Source organism: Streptomyces sp. NPDC048258, from assembly GCF_043201995.1.
Classification (GTDB): Bacteria; Actinomycetota; Actinomycetes; order Streptomycetales; family Streptomycetaceae; genus Streptomyces.
This window is the reverse complement of record NZ_JBICZH010000013.1, coordinates 47,647-68,846: the sequence shown is the minus strand read 5'-3', so window position 1 is coordinate 68,846 and position 21,200 is coordinate 47,647. Positions and strand designations below refer to the sequence as shown.

At 73.2% G+C, this 21,200-nt stretch carries 7 protein-coding genes; 1 reads left to right on the top strand and 6 read right to left on the bottom strand.

From position 1 onward, the window contains the following. Window positions 1–592 precede the first annotated feature (592 nt). Both ACGFYQ_RS27080 and ACGFYQ_RS27075 read right to left on the bottom strand, forming a co-directional pair. Entirely contained in the window at window positions 593–1,870 is a 1,278-nt protein-coding gene (locus tag ACGFYQ_RS27080) for a helix-turn-helix domain-containing protein (RefSeq protein ID WP_393748184.1), read from the bottom strand. Between the two features lie 99 nt (window positions 1,871–1,969). Then, window positions 1,970–2,131 carry a hypothetical protein gene (locus ACGFYQ_RS27075; RefSeq protein ID WP_393748182.1) on the bottom strand — a complete coding sequence of 54 codons (162 nt, stop codon included), beginning with the start codon at window positions 2,129–2,131 and terminating at the stop codon, window positions 1,970–1,972. 177 nt (window positions 2,132–2,308) lie between these two features. Here ACGFYQ_RS27075 and ACGFYQ_RS27070 point away from each other — a divergent pair, with 177 nt between their 5' ends. Continuing rightward, window positions 2,309–2,932, top strand: a complete 624-nt coding sequence (locus tag ACGFYQ_RS27070) for a hypothetical protein (RefSeq protein ID WP_393748180.1) — start codon at window positions 2,309–2,311, stop codon at window positions 2,930–2,932. Window positions 2,933–2,949: 17 nt separating this feature from the next. On the opposite strand, the gene ACGFYQ_RS27065 is transcribed toward ACGFYQ_RS27070, so the two are convergent. The 4 genes from ACGFYQ_RS27065 to ACGFYQ_RS27050 form a co-directional block, all read right to left on the bottom strand. Continuing rightward, window positions 2,950–3,303 (bottom strand): hypothetical protein, encoded by a 354-nt coding sequence (locus ACGFYQ_RS27065; protein ID WP_393748178.1) that lies wholly within the window; start codon window positions 3,301–3,303, stop codon window positions 2,950–2,952. 124 nt (window positions 3,304–3,427) lie between these two features. Continuing rightward, window positions 3,428–4,696, bottom strand: a complete 1,269-nt coding sequence (locus ACGFYQ_RS27060; protein WP_393748176.1) for an MFS transporter — start codon at window positions 4,694–4,696, stop codon at window positions 3,428–3,430. Window positions 4,697–4,770: 74 nt separating this feature from the next. Next, entirely contained in the window at window positions 4,771–5,781 is a 1,011-nt protein-coding gene (locus tag ACGFYQ_RS27055; protein WP_393748174.1) for a hypothetical protein, read from the bottom strand. A gap of 51 nt (window positions 5,782–5,832) precedes the next feature. After that, window positions 5,833–21,147, bottom strand: a complete 15,315-nt coding sequence (locus tag ACGFYQ_RS27050; protein ID WP_393748172.1) for a non-ribosomal peptide synthase/polyketide synthase — start codon at window positions 21,145–21,147, stop codon at window positions 5,833–5,835. Window positions 21,148–21,200 lie beyond the last annotated feature (53 nt).

Below are 21,200 nucleotides of genomic sequence, written 5' to 3'. Positions count from 1 at the left end.
GAGCCGCGGGACGAGGAGTGCGTTCGCGGTCATGGCTCGGAGCCTGACAGCACCCCTGCCCCCGGTCAACCCCCGTCGAAGGCCCCCGGCGGGGCATCGGCCGAAACCCGAAACCGGCCCTTCACACCCCATGTGACCTGGCCTTTCCCGGCATCCGGGGGCAGTGCGCCACCCCGGCCCGGCGGCCGAAAACCGTGGCCGGATTTCACGGCCCCGCAACGCGGCCGCCACGCCGGACACGTGCCGGGGCCGGTCACGGCCCGGGGAAGGGAACTCGGGAGCACGATCCGGGCGCGGCGGAACCTCGTGGCGCGGCTGCATGCGGGCGCGGCGCCGGGAGGGCGTGCGGGAGGGCGCGCCCTAGTAGTGCTTTGTTAGGTGGTGTCTTGTCGATCAGGCCGGATCAGGGAGCGGTGTCAGGTGCCGTGGATCGCAAGGCGGAGGATGGGGGTCCCCCCGGACGGAGTCTGGGGGAGAGTCGACGCGGTGGGGGCACCTCCCAGCGGTAGCTGGGGGACGTCGGCGACCGACGACAACGCGGCGAGGCGCGGTGCCAGGCGGCGCGAGCCCGGCCCGATCGGCAAGACAGCCCCTACTGGTGGGCGACGCCGTTGGCCGCGGCGAGGGACTCCGCCAACGCGCGCCAGACCTCGGCCGACAGCTCGACGTTCCCCGACTCGCGCGCCTCCTTGGCGATGCGCTCCATGGCGGCGAGGGCGGGGCCCGGATGCCCTTCGATGACCGCCAGTTGGTTGCGCAGGATCTCCAGCGCCACCTGGTCCCGTCGGCTCATCCCCTCGGGGGCGGCGCCGAGCCGCTCGGCGATCTCCCCCGCGAGCGCGTAGCGGCCTTCGTGGAAGGCGAGTTGGCATTCGAGCAGCAGCACCTCGAGCTGGTGCAGGGGCATGCCCACCAGGGCCACGGCCGAGCGGGCCTCGTCGAGACGGCGCCTGGCCTCGGCGGTGTCGCGGGGGTCCATCTGGAGGTACATCGAGGTGGCCGCGAGGCGCAGCCTCATCCACAGCACGGGGTCCTCGTTGCTGGGCATGCACGTGAGCGCGGCATCCAGCAGGGAGGTGGTGCCCTCCCGGTCGCCTTGGCGGACGGCCACACCGGCGGCCGTCCACAGGGCCTCCACGCGGAGGCGCGGCGGCACCTCTTGCGAGGAAGCGTCGCCGTCGGGCGGGGAGGAGAGGGAGCCGATCAGTTCGTCGGCGCGTTTGCGCGCCGCGCCGAGCTGCCCGGTCTCCGCGTCGATGGAGACGAGAGTCAGCGTCGCCTCCACGACGTCACGCCGCGACAGCGCGTGCGACGTCGCCAGGGCCAGGGCGTCACTCGCCGCGGCGCGCGCCTCGACGAGTTCGCCCGAGGCGCGGAGCCTGCGCGCGAGCCGCACCCGCGACCTCGCCCGCATGTCGGGCAGGTCGATGTCGTCGGCCAGCGCGACGAGATCGCGCAGGAGACCCAGTTCCTCGGCCGCCCGCCCCTGTGCCTGGTAGGCGCGGGAGAGCAGCCACTGGGCCTGCCAGCGCAGCACCGCGTCCATGTCACCGGCTTGCCGGAGGGCGGTCTCCAGTTCCCTGACGGCCTGCGGCGAATCCCCCATGGTCGCGACCGTGGCGAGGGCCTGGGTGAGCGGACTGCCCGAGGAGGAACGGAACTCCGAGGGCGAGACGTCGAGTTGGGCACAGAGGAAGGCCAGCACCCGCGGTGTCGGCGGGCGGCCGCCGGATTCGAGCCTGGAGAGATAGGCCGCCGAAATCTCCGTGCCGGCCAGCTCAGCCTGGGAGAGACCGCGGTCCGTCCGCAGCGCACGCAGCCGACGGCCGAACATCGGCTGTTCCGGTACGCGCTCCGCTCCACTAGGCATACGCACCAGATTGCCCTTCGACCGACAAGCTTGTCAATTAATCCCTATATCTTGTCATGGCTTGCCTTGCTCAGGCGCGTTCCGCCGCGGCACCTGGAATCAGGGCCAGCCGATCTCGTTCCGCGGCGCCCCGCTCGGCCCGTCCGCCACCACGGCAGATCCCCCCTTGCCCGCGGACTCCGCCATGTCGAGCCCCAGCCCGAAGAGCGCCACCGCGAGCAGACCGAACACCGCGGCCATCCACTTGAACTGCAGCGTCATGATTCCCCAACCCCTTGGTCAACACGGGCCGGAACCAACGCGATCCGGCCGCTTTTCGCCTCTCGGCGTGTCAACACCTAATCACGCGAGCGCACGCGATGACAATAGTTTGGCAAGAAATTGACAGCGCTGTCATGATCTTCCTATGCTCCCGTCAGTCGTACACAGGGGGCAGACATGCAGATGAACTTCGCTGGTCAGGCGCAGATCCGCCAAGCGATCCACGGTGCACGCAGCGAAGTGCTGCTCGCCGTGCCCGGGGACGGGCGCTTTGACGAGCAGGTCGACGTCGCGGCCGCGCACGGCCTCGCCGGGAACACCGAGGTGAGCGTGAAGGTGTTCATCCCAGCCGCCGCCCGCGGGACCGCGGGACTGCCGGAGCACCGGCTCACCGCGCTGGCCAGGTCCGGGATGGAGATCCACTCCACGCCGGGCCGCAGCCCGCGCATGGTGATCATCGACCGGTCCGTCGTCGTCATGGCGCGGAACGAGGAGGACTACAGCGAAGGCGCTGTCATCGGACACCGGCTGCCCTTCACGCCGATGCTGGTGCGCTCGTTGACGGCGGCCGCACCGGCCGGAATCGAGGACAGGGCCCCGTCCGAGGAAGAACTGAACCCGCTGGACCGGGAGGTGCTGCGGCAGCTGGCGTTCGGGACCAAGGACGAGACGGCCGCCCGGGAGCTGGGCCTGGCCCTGCGCACCTACCGGCGGATGGTGGCCCGGCTCATGGACACCCTCGACGCGCGCAGCCGCTTCCAGGCCGGCTACCTGGCCGGACAGCGCGGCCTGCTCCAGTAGGAACGGCGCCGTAGGACTCAGACGGTCAGGCCGGCCACGAGGAAGCCGCCGGCCAGGGCGATCAGCGGGGCCGCCACCTGGCCGGGCCGGCTGCCCGGGCGGCGCGCCGCCGCGGCGGACACGGCGCCGGCGAGCAGCCACGGACCGCAGAGCAGCACGATCTGCCCCGGCCCCAGGTGCAGGGGCAGACCGGCCGCGACCTGCCCGGCCCCGAAGCCGGCGATGACGGCGGCGAAGACGGGTCCCGGCAGGTCGCAGCGCAGCCGGGGCAAGCCGGGAAGGACGCCGCCGGCCGCCCAGCCCATGGCGACCAGCCCCGCGGCGAGCAGGACGAGCGCACCCGCGCCGCCCCACCAGACGTCCGCGCTCATACGGGCTTCCGGCCGGCCGGCGGGGCGGGCGGGCGGATCCCCCGCGCGTGGAGCGCGACGCACGTCGTGCAGCACAGCAGCCCGGTCAGCCGCCGGAGCGCCGCGCGTACGAACCTCGGCACGCTCACGGCGCCGCCGGCGCCGGCTCGCTGTCGGGGCGACGGTCCTGTGCGGCCTTGGCCATTGCCTCCTCGACCCTGCGGTTGGAGGTCAGCGTCATGCTGATCAGCGTGCTGGCCGCCAGGAACACGGCGCCCACCAGGTAGGGCGCGCGCAGTCCGCCCACGGTCGCGAGCCAACCGCCCAGGAGCGCGCCGATGGGCGCGGCGCCCAAGGACATCAGCCGTCCGGCCGCCGTGACCCGGCCCATGAGCTCGTCCGGCACGATCGACTGCCGCACCGTCGCGGACAGCACGATAGTGGCGCCGAGCGCCGCGGCGCGCACGGCCATGGAGACACCCACCACCCAGGGGCTGTCGGAGAGTCCGATCACGGTCTGCGCCGCGGTCAGCAGCGCGGCCGTCAGGATCAGCGAGCGGCCGATGCCGATGCGGCTGCTCAACCAGCCGCACAGGACGCTGCCCAGGAAGCCGCCGATGGCCTCCGACGTGAGCAGGATGCCGTACTGCGTCGCTCCCAGGTGCAGTTCCTCCTGCGCGAACAGCACGAACACGGCGGCGCCCGCGCTGAAGGCGAAGTTGCCCAGGGCGGGGCGCAGGGAGAGTCCGAGCAGCAGCGGGTCCCGCAGCAGGTACACCGCCCCCTCGCGCGCGTCCTTGAGGAGCGAGCGCTTGGGACCGCGGGGCTTGGGCGGGCTCGCCGGGAGCGAACGGATCACCAGCGCGCTGAGGAGGAAGGACACCGCGTCGGTGACGAGGGGGATGGTGCGGCCCAGGCTGAACAGGGCCGCACCGGCGGGCGGTCCGGCGAAGCCGTCGAGGACGTCCATGGTGCCGCGCAGCCGGGCGTTCGCCCGCTTCAGCAGTCCCGGGTCCCGGTCCAGCACCTCGGGCAGGAACGCCGAGGCGGCGGTGTCGAACAGGATCTGGCCTATCCCGAGCAGGAACGCGAGCGCGATCAGCAGGGGTACCCCGAGCCAGCCCGCCGCCGCTCCCGCCACCGCCGCCAGCAGGAGGGCGCCGCGGGCCGCGTCCGTGATCCACATGGTGCGCCGCCGGTCCCAGCGGTCGACCAGCGCCCCGCCGATCAGGCCGAACAGGAGCCACGGCAGCAGGGCCGCCGCGGAGACCACCGAGAGCAGGACGGGATCCCGTGTCAGGGTCGCGGCCAGCAGCGGCAGCGCGGTCAGGTAGACGCCGTCGCCGAAGGACGACACGCCCGAGGCGAGCCAGAGGCGGCGGAACGCCTTCGGCATGGGGGGCTTGCTGGACAAACCGAACTCCTTTGTGCAGGGGGTGCGGGGGAGGTGCGGGTGGCGGGGGTGGGGCGGGGCGGGCCGGCCGGGGGTCAGGCGGTGGCCAGGCCTGCGAACGGCAGCAACCGCGCGACCGCGGCCGCGAGGAGGGGCGTGTTCTCCGGCGGCAGGCCCGCGTCAGCGGAGCCGAGCCCGGCCCGGCTGCCCCGGGCGATGATCCGCCAGTCGCCCGCGATGGCGCCGGCCGAAGGAGCGGAGCCCGGTCCGGACGGCGGCCGCCCGGCGGACGGTGCGGACACCGAGCGCCACAACTGCTCGAGGTCCGGGTCCTGGTCGCAGATCCGGGGGTGCACGAGCATACCGATGTCCTCCCCCTGTGCGGCCCGTACGACGACGTCCTCGGTCGCGGCTTCGGCGATCACCACGGGGACCCCGGCGAGCGTGGCGAGCCACGCGGCGCGCAGGGTCGCGGACATGCCGCCGGTGCCGTACCCCTGTGCCGCCGCTCCGGCCACGTACTCGGTCTCCGGCGTCATCACGGCGGCCTCCGATACGCGCCGCGCGGGCGACCGCCGGCCCGGCCCGCGCCCGTACGGAACCGGCGCGTCGGTGAGCAGGAGCAGGCGGAAGGCCCTCAGCGAGGCGGCGAGCAGGGCGGCCAGGACGTCGTGGTTGCGGGCCATCACGGCGTCGTTCTCGCTGACGAACGGCACCAGTCCGCCGTCGAGCACGGCCTCCAGTACGGAACGCACGCCGGCCCGGTGTTCACGCCCGGTCAGATCGAGCGGGGTGAGCAGGATCTGCGCGGCCGTCAGCCCTCGTGCTTCCAGGGCGCTGCGGAACGCTTCGAACAGCGGCCCCTGGCCGACGGCCGCGGCGAGCTGCCGGGCCGGGGCGGCGGCCGGCGAACCCGCCGCCAGGCGGGCGGTACCCACCGCCACGGCACCCGACCCGACGACGACCGGCTGGATCCCGTCGGCGCGCAGCCGTACGACGTCGTCCGCGAGGGCGGCGAACTTACCGGGGTCGGGCCGTCCTCCCGAGACGAGGGAGGAGGTCACGACCCTGATGACGACACGTTCCGGGCTGGCGCCGGGTGACATGGGATCCTCGGTTCCTGTGAGTGCCTGTGGTGCTCGCCGCCGTGCCGTCCGTCAGGCGGGCGGGTGCGGCAGGTCCCCGAGGTGGCCGGCCACGATGCGGCCGATCTCCCGGAGGGGACCGGGCGCGGTCATCTCCCCGTGCGCGCAGTCGATCTCGTGGACTTCGACGCCGCCGGCGACATGTGGTGCCCAGAGCTCCGCCGGTGCCTCCACGGTGGCGCCGGCCACGGCCCTGAAGAAGACCATCGATCCGTCGAAGACACCGGAGTCGAAGGTCCCGCGCAGGTTGGACAGGTCCACGAAGACCCGGGCCAGGGCGGCGAATCCGTCCGTGCCCAGCTCCGCCAGCGGGCTGCCGGGGGCTGCCGGATCATGGCCGATGGAGTCCGTCAGCGCGGGCCACACGTCCGGGTCGTCGTAGCCGATGGGCTCGCCGGCCGCCGCGGCCGCCTGGGGGAACCCGTCGAGCACCCCGAGGAAGTCGACCTGCTCGCCCTCCTCCCGCAGCCGTACCGCCAGGGCGTGCGCCGTGACGCCGCCGAGGGACCAGCCGAGGAGTGCGTACGGTCCGTGCGGCTGGGCCGAGCGGATCGCCGCGAGGTAGTCGTCCAGCAGCCCCTCGAAGGTCCGGGGGCCGCCGTCCGGCTCGCTGAACCCGCGTGCCTGGAGCCCGTACACCGGCTGCTCGCGGTCCAGATGGGCGAGGAGTCCGCTGTAGCACCAGCTGAGACCGATGGCCGGGTGGACGCAGAACAGCGGGCGTCGCGTGCCCTCGGCGCGCAGGGGCAGGAGCACTCCGAGGGAGTCCCCGGAGCTCTCCCGGCCCAACCGGACGGCCAGCATGGCGACGGTCGGCGCCTCGAACAGGGTCCGTACGGGCAGCTCGCAGTCGAAGGCTGTACGGATGCGGCTGATCAGCCGGGTGGCCAGCAGGGAGTGGCCGCCGAGTTCGAAGAAGTTGTCGTCGATCCCGATGTCCTCCACCCCGAGTACACCGGTGAACAGGCCGCACAGGGTGACCTCGACGGGGTTGCGCGGCGGGCGGCCGTCGCGCGGCGGCAGGGCCGGCGCGGGCAGCGCCCGGTAGTCGAGCTTGTTGTTCGGGGTCAGCGGCAGCTTCTCCAGCACCACGACGGCGCTGGGGATCATGTACTCGGGCAGCGACTGGCGGGCGTGCCGGTCGAGGGCGCCGAGGTCGATCTCGCCGTCGCCGACGAGGTAGGCCACCAGCCGCTTGTCGCCGGGCCGGTCCTCGCGGGCGATGACCGCGACCTGGCGGATGCCGGGGAACGCGGCGAGTACGGACTCGATCTCGGGCAGCTCGATGCGGAACCCGCGGATCTTGACCTGGTTGTCGGCGCGGCCCACGAAGTCGATCAGGCCGTCCGCCGTCCAGCGCACCCGGTCGCCCGTCCGGTACATCCGGGAGCCGGGCGGCCCGTACGGGTTGGCCACGAAGCGGTCCGCCGTGATGCCGGGCCGGTTCAGGTAGCCCCGGGCCAGTCCGGTGCCGGACAGGTAGAGCTCGCCCGTCACCCCGCTGGGCACCGGGGTCAGCATGTCGTCGAGGACGTGCGCCGACATTCCGTCCAGGGGGCGGCCGATGGGCACCGGGGCAGGCACGTCCGAGGCCTTGCGCCAGGGCGCCGAGGTGGCGAACAACGTGGTTTCCGTCGGACCGTAGTTGCTGCGGACCAGCAGGTCGGGGCAGTGCTCCAGAACGCGGCGGACCGCCACCGGCGACACGATGTCGCCACCGGTGATCACGACGCGCACCCCGTTGAAGCACTCGGGGTACTCCTCGGCCATCACCCGGAAGAGGCCTGCCGTCACGTCGACTCCGGTGATCCGTTCCTCCTGCATCAGCCGGGCCAGCCGCTCGACCGTCAGGTCCGCCTCCGGCGCGATGATGCTCGTGCCGCCGTGCAGCAGCGGGTACCAGAACGAGTACGTCGAGGGATCGAACTCGTAGGGGGTGAGCAGCAGGACGCGGTCGTGGTCCCCCGGGACGAGGATGGAGTCGTTGACCAGCTCGAAGACGTCCTGGTGGGTGATGGCGACGCCCTTGGGCCGGCCCGTCGACCCCGAGGTGTACATCACGTACGCGAGCTGTTCCCGGTGGCCGGCCACTGCCGGAGCGGGCACGGCCGGGGCGTCGGACGCGACGCCCTCGGCCTCGTCCGCGAGGACGACCGTCCGGACGGCGGGCAGTCCGCGCTCGGACATGACGCGGTCCGTCAGCAGGATCTGCGCCGCGCACTCCTCCAGGACCACCTGCATCCGGTCCAGGGGCGAGGCGTGGTGCAGCGGCACGTAGTACGAACCCGCCTTGAGGATGGCCGTCAGGGCGACGACGAGGTCGACCGTACGGCTCATCAGGATGGCCACCGGACGCTCCGGCCCCGCACCCGCGGCGATGAGCCGGTGGGCGAGCCGGTCGGAGCGCGCGTCGAGTTCGGCGTACGTCAGGCTGCGGCCGGCGCAGCGCACCGCCACCGCTTCCGGGGTACGGGCGGCCTGCTGACGGAACGCCTCCTGGAGCGAGCTCTCACCGAAGGCGTCCACCGGGTCGGGGCCGGCGCCCTGCCGGACCAGCCGGTCCCGCTCCTCGGCGCCGAGGATCTCGATGGCTCCGATGGGCAACCCCGGGTCGGCGGCGGCGGCTTCCAGGACGCGGACCAGCCGGTCGAAGAGGCCGCGGACGGTCGGGGCGTCGAACAGGTCGACGGCGAATCCGACGTTCGCGCGCAGGGGTCCGGGCCGGCCGTCCCCGGTGGTGGTGGCGTAGAGGCTGAGGTTGAGGTCGAACTTGGCCACGTCCAGTTCGGTGGCCGGCATCGGGGTGGCCTCGGTGCCCCCGAGCTCCAGCCGCGGCTCGAGGCCGGTGACGACCTCCAGCATGATCTGGAAGAGGGGGTGGCGGGCGGTCGAGCGCGGCGGGTTCAGGGCCTCCACGACACGCTCGAAGGGGATGTCCTGGTGCCCGTAGGCGGCCAGGCTGGTGTCCCGTACCCGGGCCAGCAACTCCCCGAACGTCGGATCACCCGAGGTGTCCGCACGGATCACCAGGGTGTTCACGAAGAAACCGACCAGGTCATCGAGCGCCTCGTCCGTGCGCCCCGCGACCGGGGTACCGATCGGGATGTCCGTACCCGCACCCAGCCGGGTCAGCACCGTTGCCAGCGCGGCGTGCCCGATCATCGTCAGTGTCGTGCCCGTCGACCGGGCCAGTTCCGCCAGCCGCTCGTGCAGACCGGCACCCAGCTCCACCTCGAACGACTGGCCGCGCTGCGAGGCGGTCATCGGCCTGGGCCGGTCCGTGGGGTACTCGAGCTCGACCGGCAGGTCTGCCAGGGCCTGGCTCCAGTAGCGCAGCTGGGTCGCCGGCGTGGAGTCCTCTTCGGCTTCGTTTCCGAGGATCTGCTGCTGCCACAGGGTGTAGTCGGCGTACTGGACCGGCAGCGGAGCCCAGGCCGGAGCGCCACCCTCCAACCGGGCCGCATAGGCCTGACCCAGATCACGCGTCAGCGGACCCATCGAAGCACCGTCACCCGCGATGTGGTGCAACAACACCATCAGCACGTGCTCGTCCTCGGACACCGACACCAGCGTCACCCGCACCGGCAGATCCACCGACAGATCGAACACATACCCGCCGGTGTCCTTCAGGACCCCCGCCACCTCATCCGCCGCACAGGCCACCCGGTGCAGCACCACCGGCCCCGCGGGAAGGATCAGCTGAACGGCACGGCCCTGGTCCTCACGGAACACCGTCCGCAGGATCTCGTGCCGGGCCACCACATCGCCCAGCGCCAGCTCCAGCGCCTCCGCGTCGACGGACCCCTTGAGCCGGTAGCCGACGGGCAGGTTGTAGGTGGTGCTCGGCCCTTCGAACTGGTCGAGGAACCAGAGCCGCTGCTGAGCGGGCGAGGCGGGAAGGACGTCCGGACGGGTGACGGCCACCAACTCCGGCCGCGCCGTCCCCGACACCTCCAGCCGAGCCGCCAACTCGGCCACCGACGGCGCCTCGAAGACCGCACGCACCGACAACTCCACACCCAGCACCGCACGCACCCGGTTCACCAACCGCGTCACCAGCAGCGAATGACCCCCCAGATCGAAGAAACCCTCCTCCACACCCACGGAATCCACACCCAGCACCTCCGCGAACAGACCACACAGAATCTGCTCGTGCGCGGAACGCGGACCACGACCCACCGCACCCCCGTACACCGGAGCCGGCAACGCCCGACGATCCAGCTTCCCGTTCGCCGTCAGCGGCAGCAGGTCCACGGCGACGAACGCGGCCGGAACGAGGGCCTCCGGCACCTTGGCCGCCACATGGCGGCGCAGCACGTCGGAGGCGGGCGCGGCCGTGCCGGCCTCCGCCACCACGTACGCCACCAGTCGCTTGTCGCCGGGCCGGTCCTCGCGCAGCACCGTCGCCGCCTGCGCGACGCCCGGGTGTCCCGCGATCACCGCGTTGAGCTCGCCCAGCTCGACCCGGATTCCGCGGATCTTCACCTGGTCGTCGGCCCGGCCGAGGTACTCCAGCTCGCCGTCGCCGGTCCACCGTACGACGTCGCCCGTGCGGTACATCCGCTCCCCGGGCGTGCCGAAGGGGTGGGCGACGAAGCGCTCGGCCGTCATGTCGGGCCGGTTCAGGTAGCCGTGGGCCAGGCACACGCCGGCCAGGTACAGCTCACCGGCCACCCCGGCGGGCACGGGCCGCAGCCGCTCGTCGAGGACATAGGCCCGCGCGTTCCAGACCGGCCGGCCCAGTGTGGGGGACTCCGGCCAGTCCGCGGTGTCGCGGGGCAGCTCCGCGGCGCTGACGACGTGGCTCTCGGAGGGGCCGTAGTTGTTGTGCAGGACGACGCCGGGCCGTTCGGCGTGGAAGGCGCGTACCTGCGGGCTCAGTTGAAGGGCTTCGCCCGCCTGGAGGACGTGCCGCAGCGAGGACAGCCGGAGGTCCTGCTCGGCGGCGGCCTCGTACACGGCCGCGATGACCAGGTTCGGGGCGTAGAACTCGGTGATGCGCTGCTCGTCCAGCCAGGCCGCCAGCGCGGCGGGATTCAGCCGGGTGTCCTCGTCCGGCACGCACAGCGTCTTGCCGTACAGCAGGGCCGAGAGGATCTCCTGCTCGGACACGTCGAAGCCTACGGCACTGAACTGGGCGACCCGGGCCCCCGGTTCGGTGGGGACGGCCGACGCGTTCCAGGCGAGGAGGTTGGTGAGCACCCGGGCCGGCAGGACCACGCCCTTGGGCCGGCCCGTGGAGCCCGAGGTGTACACCACGTAGCTCGGGGCCTCGGGGGTCAGCGGTGCGCGGCGGTCCGCGTCGCGCGGGGCGTGTGCCGGGGCGGCGGCCAGCTCGCCCGTGACCGGCGCCGTGTCCACCGCCAGCACACCGGCGGGCAGGGTGGCCGCCAGCGACGCGGTGGTGAGGACGGCCCTCGGCCGGGCGTCGTCCAGGATGAACTCGATCCGCTCCCGCGGGTACGTCGGGTCGACGGGCAGGTAGGCGGCCCCCGCCTTGAGGATCGCGAGGAAGGCGACCATCAGCCCGGTACCGCGCGGCAGGACCACGCCGACGTGGTCGCCGGGGCCGATGCCGCGGGACAGCAGGACCCATGCCAGCCGGTTGGCCTGCTCGTCGAGTTCCGCGTACGTCAGCCGGTCCGTCTGCGCGGACACGGCGAGGACGTCCGGAGTGCGGGCGGCCTGGGCGGCGAAGAGGTCGGGGAGCGTGGCGTCGAGCACGGTGTGCCCGGTGGTGTTCCACTCCGTCAGGACGCGGTCCCGCTCCTCGGCGCCGAGGATCTCAACGGCGCCGATGCGCTGGTGCGGGTCGGCGGCCGCGGCTTCCAGGAGGCGGACCATGCGGTCGAGGAGCCGGTGGACGGTCTCGGCGTCGAACAGGTCCACGGCGAACTGGATGTCCGCGCGGAGCGGACCGGGCAGGCCGTCCTCCGTGACGCCGGCGTGGAAGGCCAGGTGGAGGTCGAACTTGGCCACGTCCAGGTTGGCGGGCAGTGCCTCGGCCTTGGCGCCGGGCAGTTCCCACTCCGGGGCCGCGCCGGTGGCCACCTGGAGCATGATCTGGAAGAGGGGGTGGCGGGCGGTCGAGCGGGGCGGGTTCAGGGCCTCGACGACGCGCTCGAAGGGGATGTCCTGGTGCCCGTAGGCGGCCAGGCTGGTGTCCCGTACCCGGGCCAGCAACTCCCCGAACGTCGGATCACCCGAGGTGTCCGCACGGATCACCAAGGTGTTCACGAAGAAACCGACCAGCTCGTCCAGTGCCTCGTCCATCCGGCCGGCCACGGGGGTGCCGATCGGGATGTCCGTACCGGCACCCAGCCGGGTCAGTACGGCCGCCAGCGCGGTGTGCATCACCATCGTCAGCGTGGTACCGGACTCCCGGGCCAGCCGTACGAGTCCGGCGTGCAGATCGGCTCCCAGCTCCCTCTCGAAGGACTGGCCGAGGTAGGAGGACACGGCGGGCCGCGGGCGGTCGGTCGGGTGGCCGAGTTCCTCCGGCACTCCCGCCAGGGCGCGCTGCCAGAAGGCGAGCTGGCGGCTCGCCGCGGATTCGGGGTCGTCCTCGGCAGCGAGAAGCCGCTGCTGCCACAGGGTGTAGTCGGCGTACTGGACCGGCAGCGGAGCCCAGGCCGGAGCGGCGCCCTCCAACCGGGCCGCATACGCCTGACCCAGATCACGCGTCAGCGGACCCATCGAAGCACCGTCACCCGCGATGTGGTGCAACAACACCATCAGCACGTGCTCGTCCTCGGACACCGACACCAGCGTCACCCGCACCGGCAGATCCACCGACAGATCGAACACATACCCGCCGACGTCCTTCAGGACCTCCGTCAGTTCGTCCGCCGCGCAGGCCACCCGGTGCAGCACCACCGGCGCCGGCGGCAGCACCACCTGCACCGGCTCGCCGCCCGACTCCCGGAACACCGTCCGCAGGGTCTCGTGCCGGGCCACCAGGTCGCCGAGCGCCAGCTCCAGCGCGTCCGCGTCCAGCCGGCCCACGATCCGTACGCCCACCGGCAGGTTGTAGGTCGCGCTCGGTCCCTCGAACCGGTCGAGGAACCAGAGCCGCCGCTGTGCGAACGACGCCGGCACCAGGTCGGGACGGGTGACGGCCACCAACTCCGGCCGCACCGTCCCCGACACCTCCAGCCGAGCCGCCAACTCGGCCACCGACGGCGCCTCGAAGACCGCACGCACCGACAACTCCACACCCAGCACCGCACGCACCCGGTTCACCAACCGCGTCACCAGCAGCGAATGACCCCCCAGATCGAAGAAACCCTCCTCCACACCCACGGAATCCACACCCAGCACCTCCGCGAACAGACCACACAGAATCTGCTCGTGCGCGGAACGCGGACCACGACCCACCGCACCCCCGTACACCGGAGCCGGCAACGCGCGACGATCCAGCTTCCCGTTCGCCGTCAGCGGCAGGTCATCGAGGACGACGGTGGTGGAGGGCACCATGTAGTCGGGCAGCACACCCGCCAGGTGGGCGCGCAGCCCGGCGGTGTCCACACCGCTCGCGTCCCTGGGCACCACGTAGCCGACGAGGCGCTTGTCGCCCGGCTGGTCCTCGCGGACCATGACGGCGGCCTGCGCGACCGGCGGGTAGGAGCCGAGCACGGACTCGATCTCGCCGAGCTCGATCCGGAATCCGCGGAGCTTGACCTGGTGGTCGGCCCGGCCCAGGTACTCCAGGCGGCCCGGCGCGGTCCAGCGGACGACGTCGCCCGTGCGGTACATCCGGCTGCCGGCCCCCTCGAAGGGGCAGGCCACGAAGCGTTCGGCGGTCAGGCCGGGACGCCCCAGGTAGCCGCGGGCGAGGCCGGCACCCGAGACGTACAGCTCACCCGCGACACCGGCGGGCACCGGACGCAGCGCGTCGTCGAGCACGTAGAGGCCGAGGTCGGGGATGGCCTCGCCGATCACGCTGCCCGGCAGGGTGGCCGCGGAGATCCGGTCGAGCGCCTGGTAGGTGACGTGCACGGTGGTCTCGGTGATGCCGTACATGTTGACCAGCAGCGGGGCGTCGTCGGCGTGGCGCTCGTACCAGTCGGCCAGCCGGCGCAGGTCCAGCGCCTCGCCGCCGAACACGACGGTGCGCAGGGCCAGCCGGTTCCCGGTCTCGGGGTCCTCGGCGTCCGCCTGGACGAGCTGGTAGAAGGCGGACGGAGTCTGGTTGAGCACGGTGACGCGTTCGTCGGCGAGCAGCTTCAGGAACTCACCGGGCGCGCGGCTGACCGCGTGCGGGACGACGACGAGGCGTCCGCCGTGCAGCAGCGGCCCCCACAGCTCCCAGACGGAGAAGTCGAAGGCGTAGCTGTGGTACAGCGTCCAGGTGTCCTCGGCGCCGAAGCCGAACCAGTGGCGGGTGGCGGCGAACAGCCGGGTCACGTTCTGGTGCGGGATGACGGCCCCCTTCGGGCGCCCGGTCGATCCCGAGGTGTAGATGACGTAGGCCGCGTGCTGCGGCAGCACCCTGACGTCCGGCCGGGTGTCGGGGGCGTCGGCGAGCAGCCGGGCGGTCTCCTCCGTGTCGACCAGCAGCGTGCCGGTCCCGGTGCCGTTGCCCGCGGGCAGCCGGTCGGCGAGGTCGCCGCTGGTCACGAGCAGGACGGGACGGGCGTCCTCCAGCATGTACGCGATGCGGTCGGCCGGATAGTCCGGGTCGATCGGCAGGTAGGCGGCACCCGACTTGAGGACGGCCAGCAGGGCGACCACGAGCTCGGCGGAGCGCGGGAGGGCGACGGCGATCAGCCCGTCCGGCCCGGCGCCACGTGCGGTCAGCAGGTGCGCCAGGCGGTTGGCGCGTGCGTCGAGCTCGGCGTACGTGGTGTGCTCGCCGTCGAACACCACCGCGGTGGCGTCCGGAGTGCGGGCGGCCTGCTCCGCGAACAGGTCGGTCAAGGCGGCGTCGGGCTCGGCGACGGCGAGGGGAGGCGTCAGCAGGGCAGCCCGCTCGGCCGGCTCCAGCAGGTCGATGGCGCCGATCGGCTGCGCGGGGTCGGCCGTCGCGGCGTCCAGGACCCGGACCAGCCGGTCGAGGAAGCGGCGGGCGGTCGGGGCGTCGAACAGGTCGGCCGCGTATCCGACGTGCGCGGTCAGGGCGCCGGGGCGGCCGTCCGCGCCGGTGGCGGCCCGCAGGTTGAGGGAGAGGTCGAACTTGGCGCCGTCCAGGTTGGCGGCGACGCCCCGGGCCGTGGCCGTCCCCAGTTCCAGTTCGGGGTCGGCGTCGGTGGTGCCGACCTGGAGCATGATCTGGAAGAGGGGGTGGCGGGCGGTCGAGCGGGGCGGGTTCAGGGCCTCGACGACACGCTCGAAGGGGATGTCCTGGTGCCCGTAGGCGGCCAGGCTGGTGTCCCGTACCCGGCTCAGCAGCTCCCCGAACGTCGGATCACCCGAGGTGTCCGCACGGATCACCAGGGTGTTCACGAAGAAGCCGACCAGGTCATCGAGCGCCTCGTCCGTGCGCCCCGCGACCGGGGTACCGATCGGGATGTCCGTACCCGCACCCAGCCGGGTCAGCACCGTTGCCAGCGCGGCATGCCCGATCATCGTCAGCGTCGTACCCGTCGACCGCGCCAGCTCCGCCAGCCGCTCGTGCAGACCGGCACCCAGCTCCACCTCGAAGGCCCCGCCCCGGTGGGTCGGCACGACGGGCCGCGGCCGGTCCGTGGGGTGGCCGAGCTCGACGGGAAGGCCCGCCAGGTTCTGCCGCCAGAAGGCGAGCTGGCGGCTCGCCGCCGAATCCGGGTCCTCCTCGGCACCGAGGATCTGCTGCTGCCACAGGGTGTAGTCGGCGTACTGGACCGGCAACGGGGCCCACGCCGGAGCGGCGCCCTCCAACCGGGCCGCATAGGCCTGACCCAGATCACGCGTCAGCGGACCCATCGAGGCACCGTCACCCGCAATGTGGTGCAACAACACCATCAGCACGTGCTCGTCCTCGGACACCGACACCAGCGTCACCCGCACCGGCAGATCCACCGACAGATCGAACACATACCCGCCGGTGTCCTTCAGGACCCCCGCCACCTCATCCGCCGCACAGGCCACCCGGTGCAGCACCACCGGCCCTGCGGGAAGGATCAGCTGAACGGCACGGCCCTGGTCCTCACGGAACACCGTCCGCAGGATCTCGTGCCGGGCGACAACGTCACCCAGCGCCGACTCCAGCGCCTGCGCGTCGACGGACCCCCTGAGCAGGAAGCTGACGGGCAGGTTGTAGGTGGTGCTCGACTGCTCGAACTGGTCGAGGAACCAGAGCCGCTGCTGGGCGGGCGAGGCCGGCAGCCGGTCGCCGTGTGCGGTGGGGAGGAGCGCCGGACGGGCCTGTCCGGCCTCGTCGAGGCGGGCCGCCAGCTCGGCGGGGGTGGGCGCCTCGAACACCGTGCGTACGGCGAGCTCGCGGCCCATGGCCGCGCGGACCCGGTTGACCAGGCGGGTGACCAGCAGGGAGTGGCCGCCCAGGTCGAAGAAGCTGTCCTCGGCGCCGACCGCGTGCGCGCCGAGGATCTCCGCGAACAGCGCGCACAGGACGTGCTCGCCGGGGGTGCGCGGACCGCGGCCGGCGGTGCCGGTGTAGGCCGGTGCGGGCAGGGCCCTGCGGTCCAGCTTGCCGTTGGACGTCAACGGCAGGGCTTCCAGGGCGACGAACGCGGAGGGGACCACCGCCTGGGGGACGGCAGCGGCCACGTGCCGGCGCAGCTCCTCGGCGGGCGGCGGTACGGAGCCCGGCGCGGCCACCACGTAGGAGACGAGCCGCTTGTCACCGGGGCGGTCCTCGCGGAGCACGGTGGCGGCCTGGGCGACGCCGGGGTGACCGCAGAGCACCGCGTTGAGTTCGCCGAGCTCGACCCGGACACCGCGGATCTTCACCTGGTCGTCGGCGCGTCCGAGGAAGGCGAGGCTGCCGTCGGCGCGGCGGCGCACGAGGTCGCCACTGCGGTACATCCGCTCGCCGGCCTGCCCGAAGGGGTCGGCGACGAAGCGCAGGGCGGTCAGGTCGGGCCGGTTCAGGTAGCCGTGGGCCAGGCCGTCGCCCGCCAGGTACAGCTCGCCGGGCACGCCGGCGGGGACGGGCCGCAGGAACTCGTCGAGGATGTACAGCCGGGTGTTCCAGATGCCGTCGCCGAGCGGGGCGGCCGACGGCCAGTGGGCCGGGTCGGACGGCAGGGTGGCGCTGGTGACCACGTGGGTCTCGGAGGGCCCGTAGTGGTTGTGCAGCAGCAGGTCCGGGCGGGCGGCGTGGAACTCGCGGACCTGGGGGGTCAGCTGGAGCGCCTCTCCGGCCTGGGCGACGTGCCGCAGCGCGGCCAGTCGGAGGTTCTGCTCGGCGGCGGCCTCGTACACGGCGGCGATCACGAGGTCCGGGGCGAAGAACTCGGTGATGCGCTGCTCGTCCAGCCAGGCGGCGAGCAGGGCGGGGTTGAGACGGGTGTCCTCGTCCGGCACGCACAGCGTCTTGCCGTTGAGGAGGGCCGTGAGGATCTCGTGCTCGGAGGCGTCGAAGCTGACGGCGCTGAACTGCGAGACCCGGGAGCCGGGCTCGTACGGGAAGACCGACGCGTTCCACGCGAGGAGGTTGATCAGGACGCGGGCCGGCAGCACGACGCCCTTGGGCCGTCCGGTGGAGCCCGAGGTGTAGACGACGTAGCTGGGGGTCTCGGCTGTCAGCGGCGCCGGCCGGTCGCTGTCGCGGGGGTCGTCGGCGGTGGCCCCGGCCAGTGCGGCGACGGTCTGCGCGTCGTCCAGGTCCAGCAGGTCCGCCATGCCGGCGGGCAGCGAGGCGGCGCCCTCGCCGTCGGTGATGCAGACGGCCGGACGCGCGTCCTCGAGGATGAAGTCGATCCGCTCGCGCGGATACTGCGGGTCGATCGGCAGGTAGGCGGCGCCCGCCTTGAGCACGGCCAGGAAGGTGGTGATCAGCCGGGTACCGCGCGGCAGCACGACGGCGGCGTGGCTGCCGGGGCCGATGCCCCGGGACAGCAGTACCCGGGCCAGCCGGTTGGCCTGCTCGTTGAGTTCGGCGTAGGAGAGCTCCCCGTCGGGAGCGGAAGCGGCCAGGGCGTCCGGCGTACGCCGGACCTGGGCCTGGACCAGCGCGGCCAGCGAGGCGTCGCCGGGCAGCTCCCTGCGGCCTTCGCCGAAGGAGGCGCGGACCTGGTCGCGTTCGCCGTCGAGGAACAGGTCGATGTCGCCGAGCGGCCGCTCGGGGTCGGCGACCGCGCGCGTCAGCAGCGCGGTGAAGCGGGCGGCCAGCAGCTCGGCGGTGGCCGGCTCGAACAGGTCCGCCGCGAATTCCAGGCGGCCGGTGACACCGGCTGCCGAGCCGTCCTCCGCGTAGCGCTCGGTGAAGCCGAAGAGCAGGTCGAACGCGGTGGTGGCGGTGGGCATCTCCTCCGCGGAAGCGGTGAGTCCGGGCAGCGTGAACGCGTAGCCGTTGGCGTTCTCCAGGGTCAGCATCACCTGGAACAGCGGATGGCGGGAGAGCGAGCGGACCGGGTTGACGGCCTCCACGACCTGGTCGAAGGGCACGTCCTGGTGCGCGTACGCCGCGAGGTCCTGCTCGCGGATCCGCTGGAGCAGGGTGCGCAGGCCCGGGTTCCCGGAGGTGTCCGTGCGCAGGACCAGCGTGTTGACGAAGAAGCCGATCAGGCCGTCGAGGGCCTCGTCCGTGCGTCCGGCGACGGTGCCGCCGATGGGGATGTCCGTACCGGCTCCGAGGCGGGTCAACAGCCCGGCCACGGCGGCCTGGAGGGTCATGTGCACGCTGGTACGCGTGGCGCGGGCCAGGCGGACGATCGCCTGGTGCAGCTCCGCGCCGATCTCGACCGGCACGGCGCCGCCGCGGGTGTCGGCGACCGCCGGGCGCGGGAAGTCGGTCGGCAGCTCAAGCTCTTCGGGGGCCCCTTCCAGGGCCCTGCGCCAGAAGTCGGTCTGGCGCTCGGCCAGGGCGGTCGGGCCCTCCTCGGATCCGAGGAGTTCGCGCTGCCAGAGGGTGTAGTCCGCGTATTGCGCGGGCAGCGGCGCCCACTGCGGGGCCGCGCCCGCCTGCCGTGCCGTGTAGGCCTCGGTCAGTTCGCGGGTCAGCGGCTGCATGGACCAGCCGTCGGTGCCGATGTGGTTGAGGACCAGCAGGAGGACGTGCTCTTCGGCGCCCGCTTCGAACAGGCGGGCGCGCAGCGGCACGTCCGTGGTCAGGTCGAAGGGGACCAGTGCGGCCGCGCGCAGCGCGGCGGCGAGGTCCTCGGCGTGTTCGACGGGGAGGGCCGGGCGTGCCTGTCCGGCGGGGAGGATCACCTGGCAGGGCTCGCCGTCGTGCTCCGGGAAGACCGTGCGCAGGCTTTCGTGGCGGTCGGTCAGGTCGCCCAGGGCGGCCTCCAGGGCCGCCCGGTCGAGCGGGCCGCGCAGCCGGACGGCGATGGGCAGGACGTACGCGGCCGACCGGCCCTCCAGCCGGCTGTGGAACCACATCCGGTACTGGGCGGGCGACAGCGGAAGCACGTCGGGACGGGTGGCCGGCCGCAGGGCCGGGCGGGCGGCGGGTGCCGCTGCGCCGGGTGCCGGCTGTCCACCGGCACCTTCGAGGTGCCGGGCCAGAGCGGCCACGCCGGGGTGGTCGAAGACGGCCGCCACGGCGAGGTCGGTGCCCAGCTGCGCCCGTATGCGGCTCACCAGCCGGGTCGCGTGGAGGGAGTCCCCGCCCAGGGCGAAGAAGTCGTCGTCCACGCCGACGCGGGGCAGGCCCAGCGTCTCGGCCACCAGGCGGCAGAGCAGGGCCTCCCGCTCGGTACGCGGACCGCGCCCGGTGGTCGCCGGGGCGGCGGGGGCCGGCAGGGCCCGGTAGTCGACCTTGTGGTTGGCGGTCAGCGGCAGCCGGTCGAGCGTGACGAAGGCCGAGGGCACCAGGTAGGCGGGCAGACGTGCCTCCAGGTGGCTCCGCATGCCGTCGTGGTCGATTCCGTCGCCGCCCGTCGCGGTGTGCTCCGGGACGACGTAAGCGACCAGGCGCTTGTCCCCCGGTGCGTCCTCGCGGGCCATGACGACGGCCTGGCGGACTCCCGCGCAGCCCGCGAGCGCCGCCTCGACCTCCCCGGGCTCGACCCGGTATCCGCGGATCTTGACCTGGCCGTCGGCGCGCCCGGCGAACTCGAGCAGCCCGTCGGCGTTCCAGCGGCCCAGGTCCCCGGAGCGGTACATGCGCGTGCCGGCGGGGCCGAAGGGGTCGGCCACGAAGCGGTCCGCCGTCAGGTCCGGCCGGCCCGCGTAGCCGCGGGCCAGGCCGGCCCCGGCCAGGTAGATCTCCCCGGTCTCCCCGGCCGCGACCGGGCGCAGTGCGTCGTCGAGGACGTACGCGCTCATGCCGTCGAGCGGCATGCCGATCGGCACCTGGTCCGGGACGGCCGCCGGCTTGGTCCAGCGGGACTGCGTGGCGTACAGCGTGGTCTCGGTGGGGCCGTAGGTGCCGCGGACCAGCGTCCCCGGGCAGTGCTCCAGCACGGCGCGCACCCCGGCGGCCGGGATGACGTCTCCGCCGGTGAGGACCTCGCGGAGCCCGGCGAAGCACTCCGGGCGCTCTTCCGCCATGACCCGGAAGAGGCCGGCCGGGATCTCCGCGGCGGTGACGCGCTCCTCGGCGAGGAGGTGCGCGAGGCGGTCCACGGTGAGCTCCGCCTCGGTCGCGATCACGGCCGTGCCGCCGTGCAGCAGCGGGTACCAGATCGAGTACGTCGACGGGTCGAAGGCGTACGAGGCGACGAGCAGCACCCGGTCGTGCGCGCCGGCGGCGGCGAACATGGCGTCGCCGACGAGGTCGGTGACGTTCCGGTGGGTGACCGCGACGCCCTTGGGCGTGCCCGTGGAGCCCGAGGTGTACATCACGTAGGCGAGCTGGTCGGGGCGGGCCGGCAGGTCCGGGGCCACGGGCTGCAGGTGTGCGTACTCGGCGGGCCGGTCGGCGAGGACGACGGTCGGCCCCTGGGGGGCCCGGCCGAGCATCGCGGTGTCGGTGAGCAGGACCGGGGACCGGCTCTCCGCGGCGATCCACGCCATGCGCTCGCGCGGGTAGGCGGGGTGCAGCGGGAGGTAGTACGCCCCCGTCTTCAGAACGGCGAGCAGCGCGACGACCAGTTCGGCCGTGCGGTCCATCAGGACCAGCACGGGGCGTTCCACCCCGGCGCCTTCGGCCGCCAGCCGGCTCGCCAGCCGGTCCGACCGGTCGTCCAGCTCCCGGTAGGTGAAGCTGTGGCCGGCGCACCGGACGGCCACGGCCTCGGGCGTGCGCGCCGCCTGCGCCCGGAAGGATGCCGGCACCGAACCCATGATCATCGTCACTCGCTCCTAAAGATGGTTGTCGCCGCCGGCGA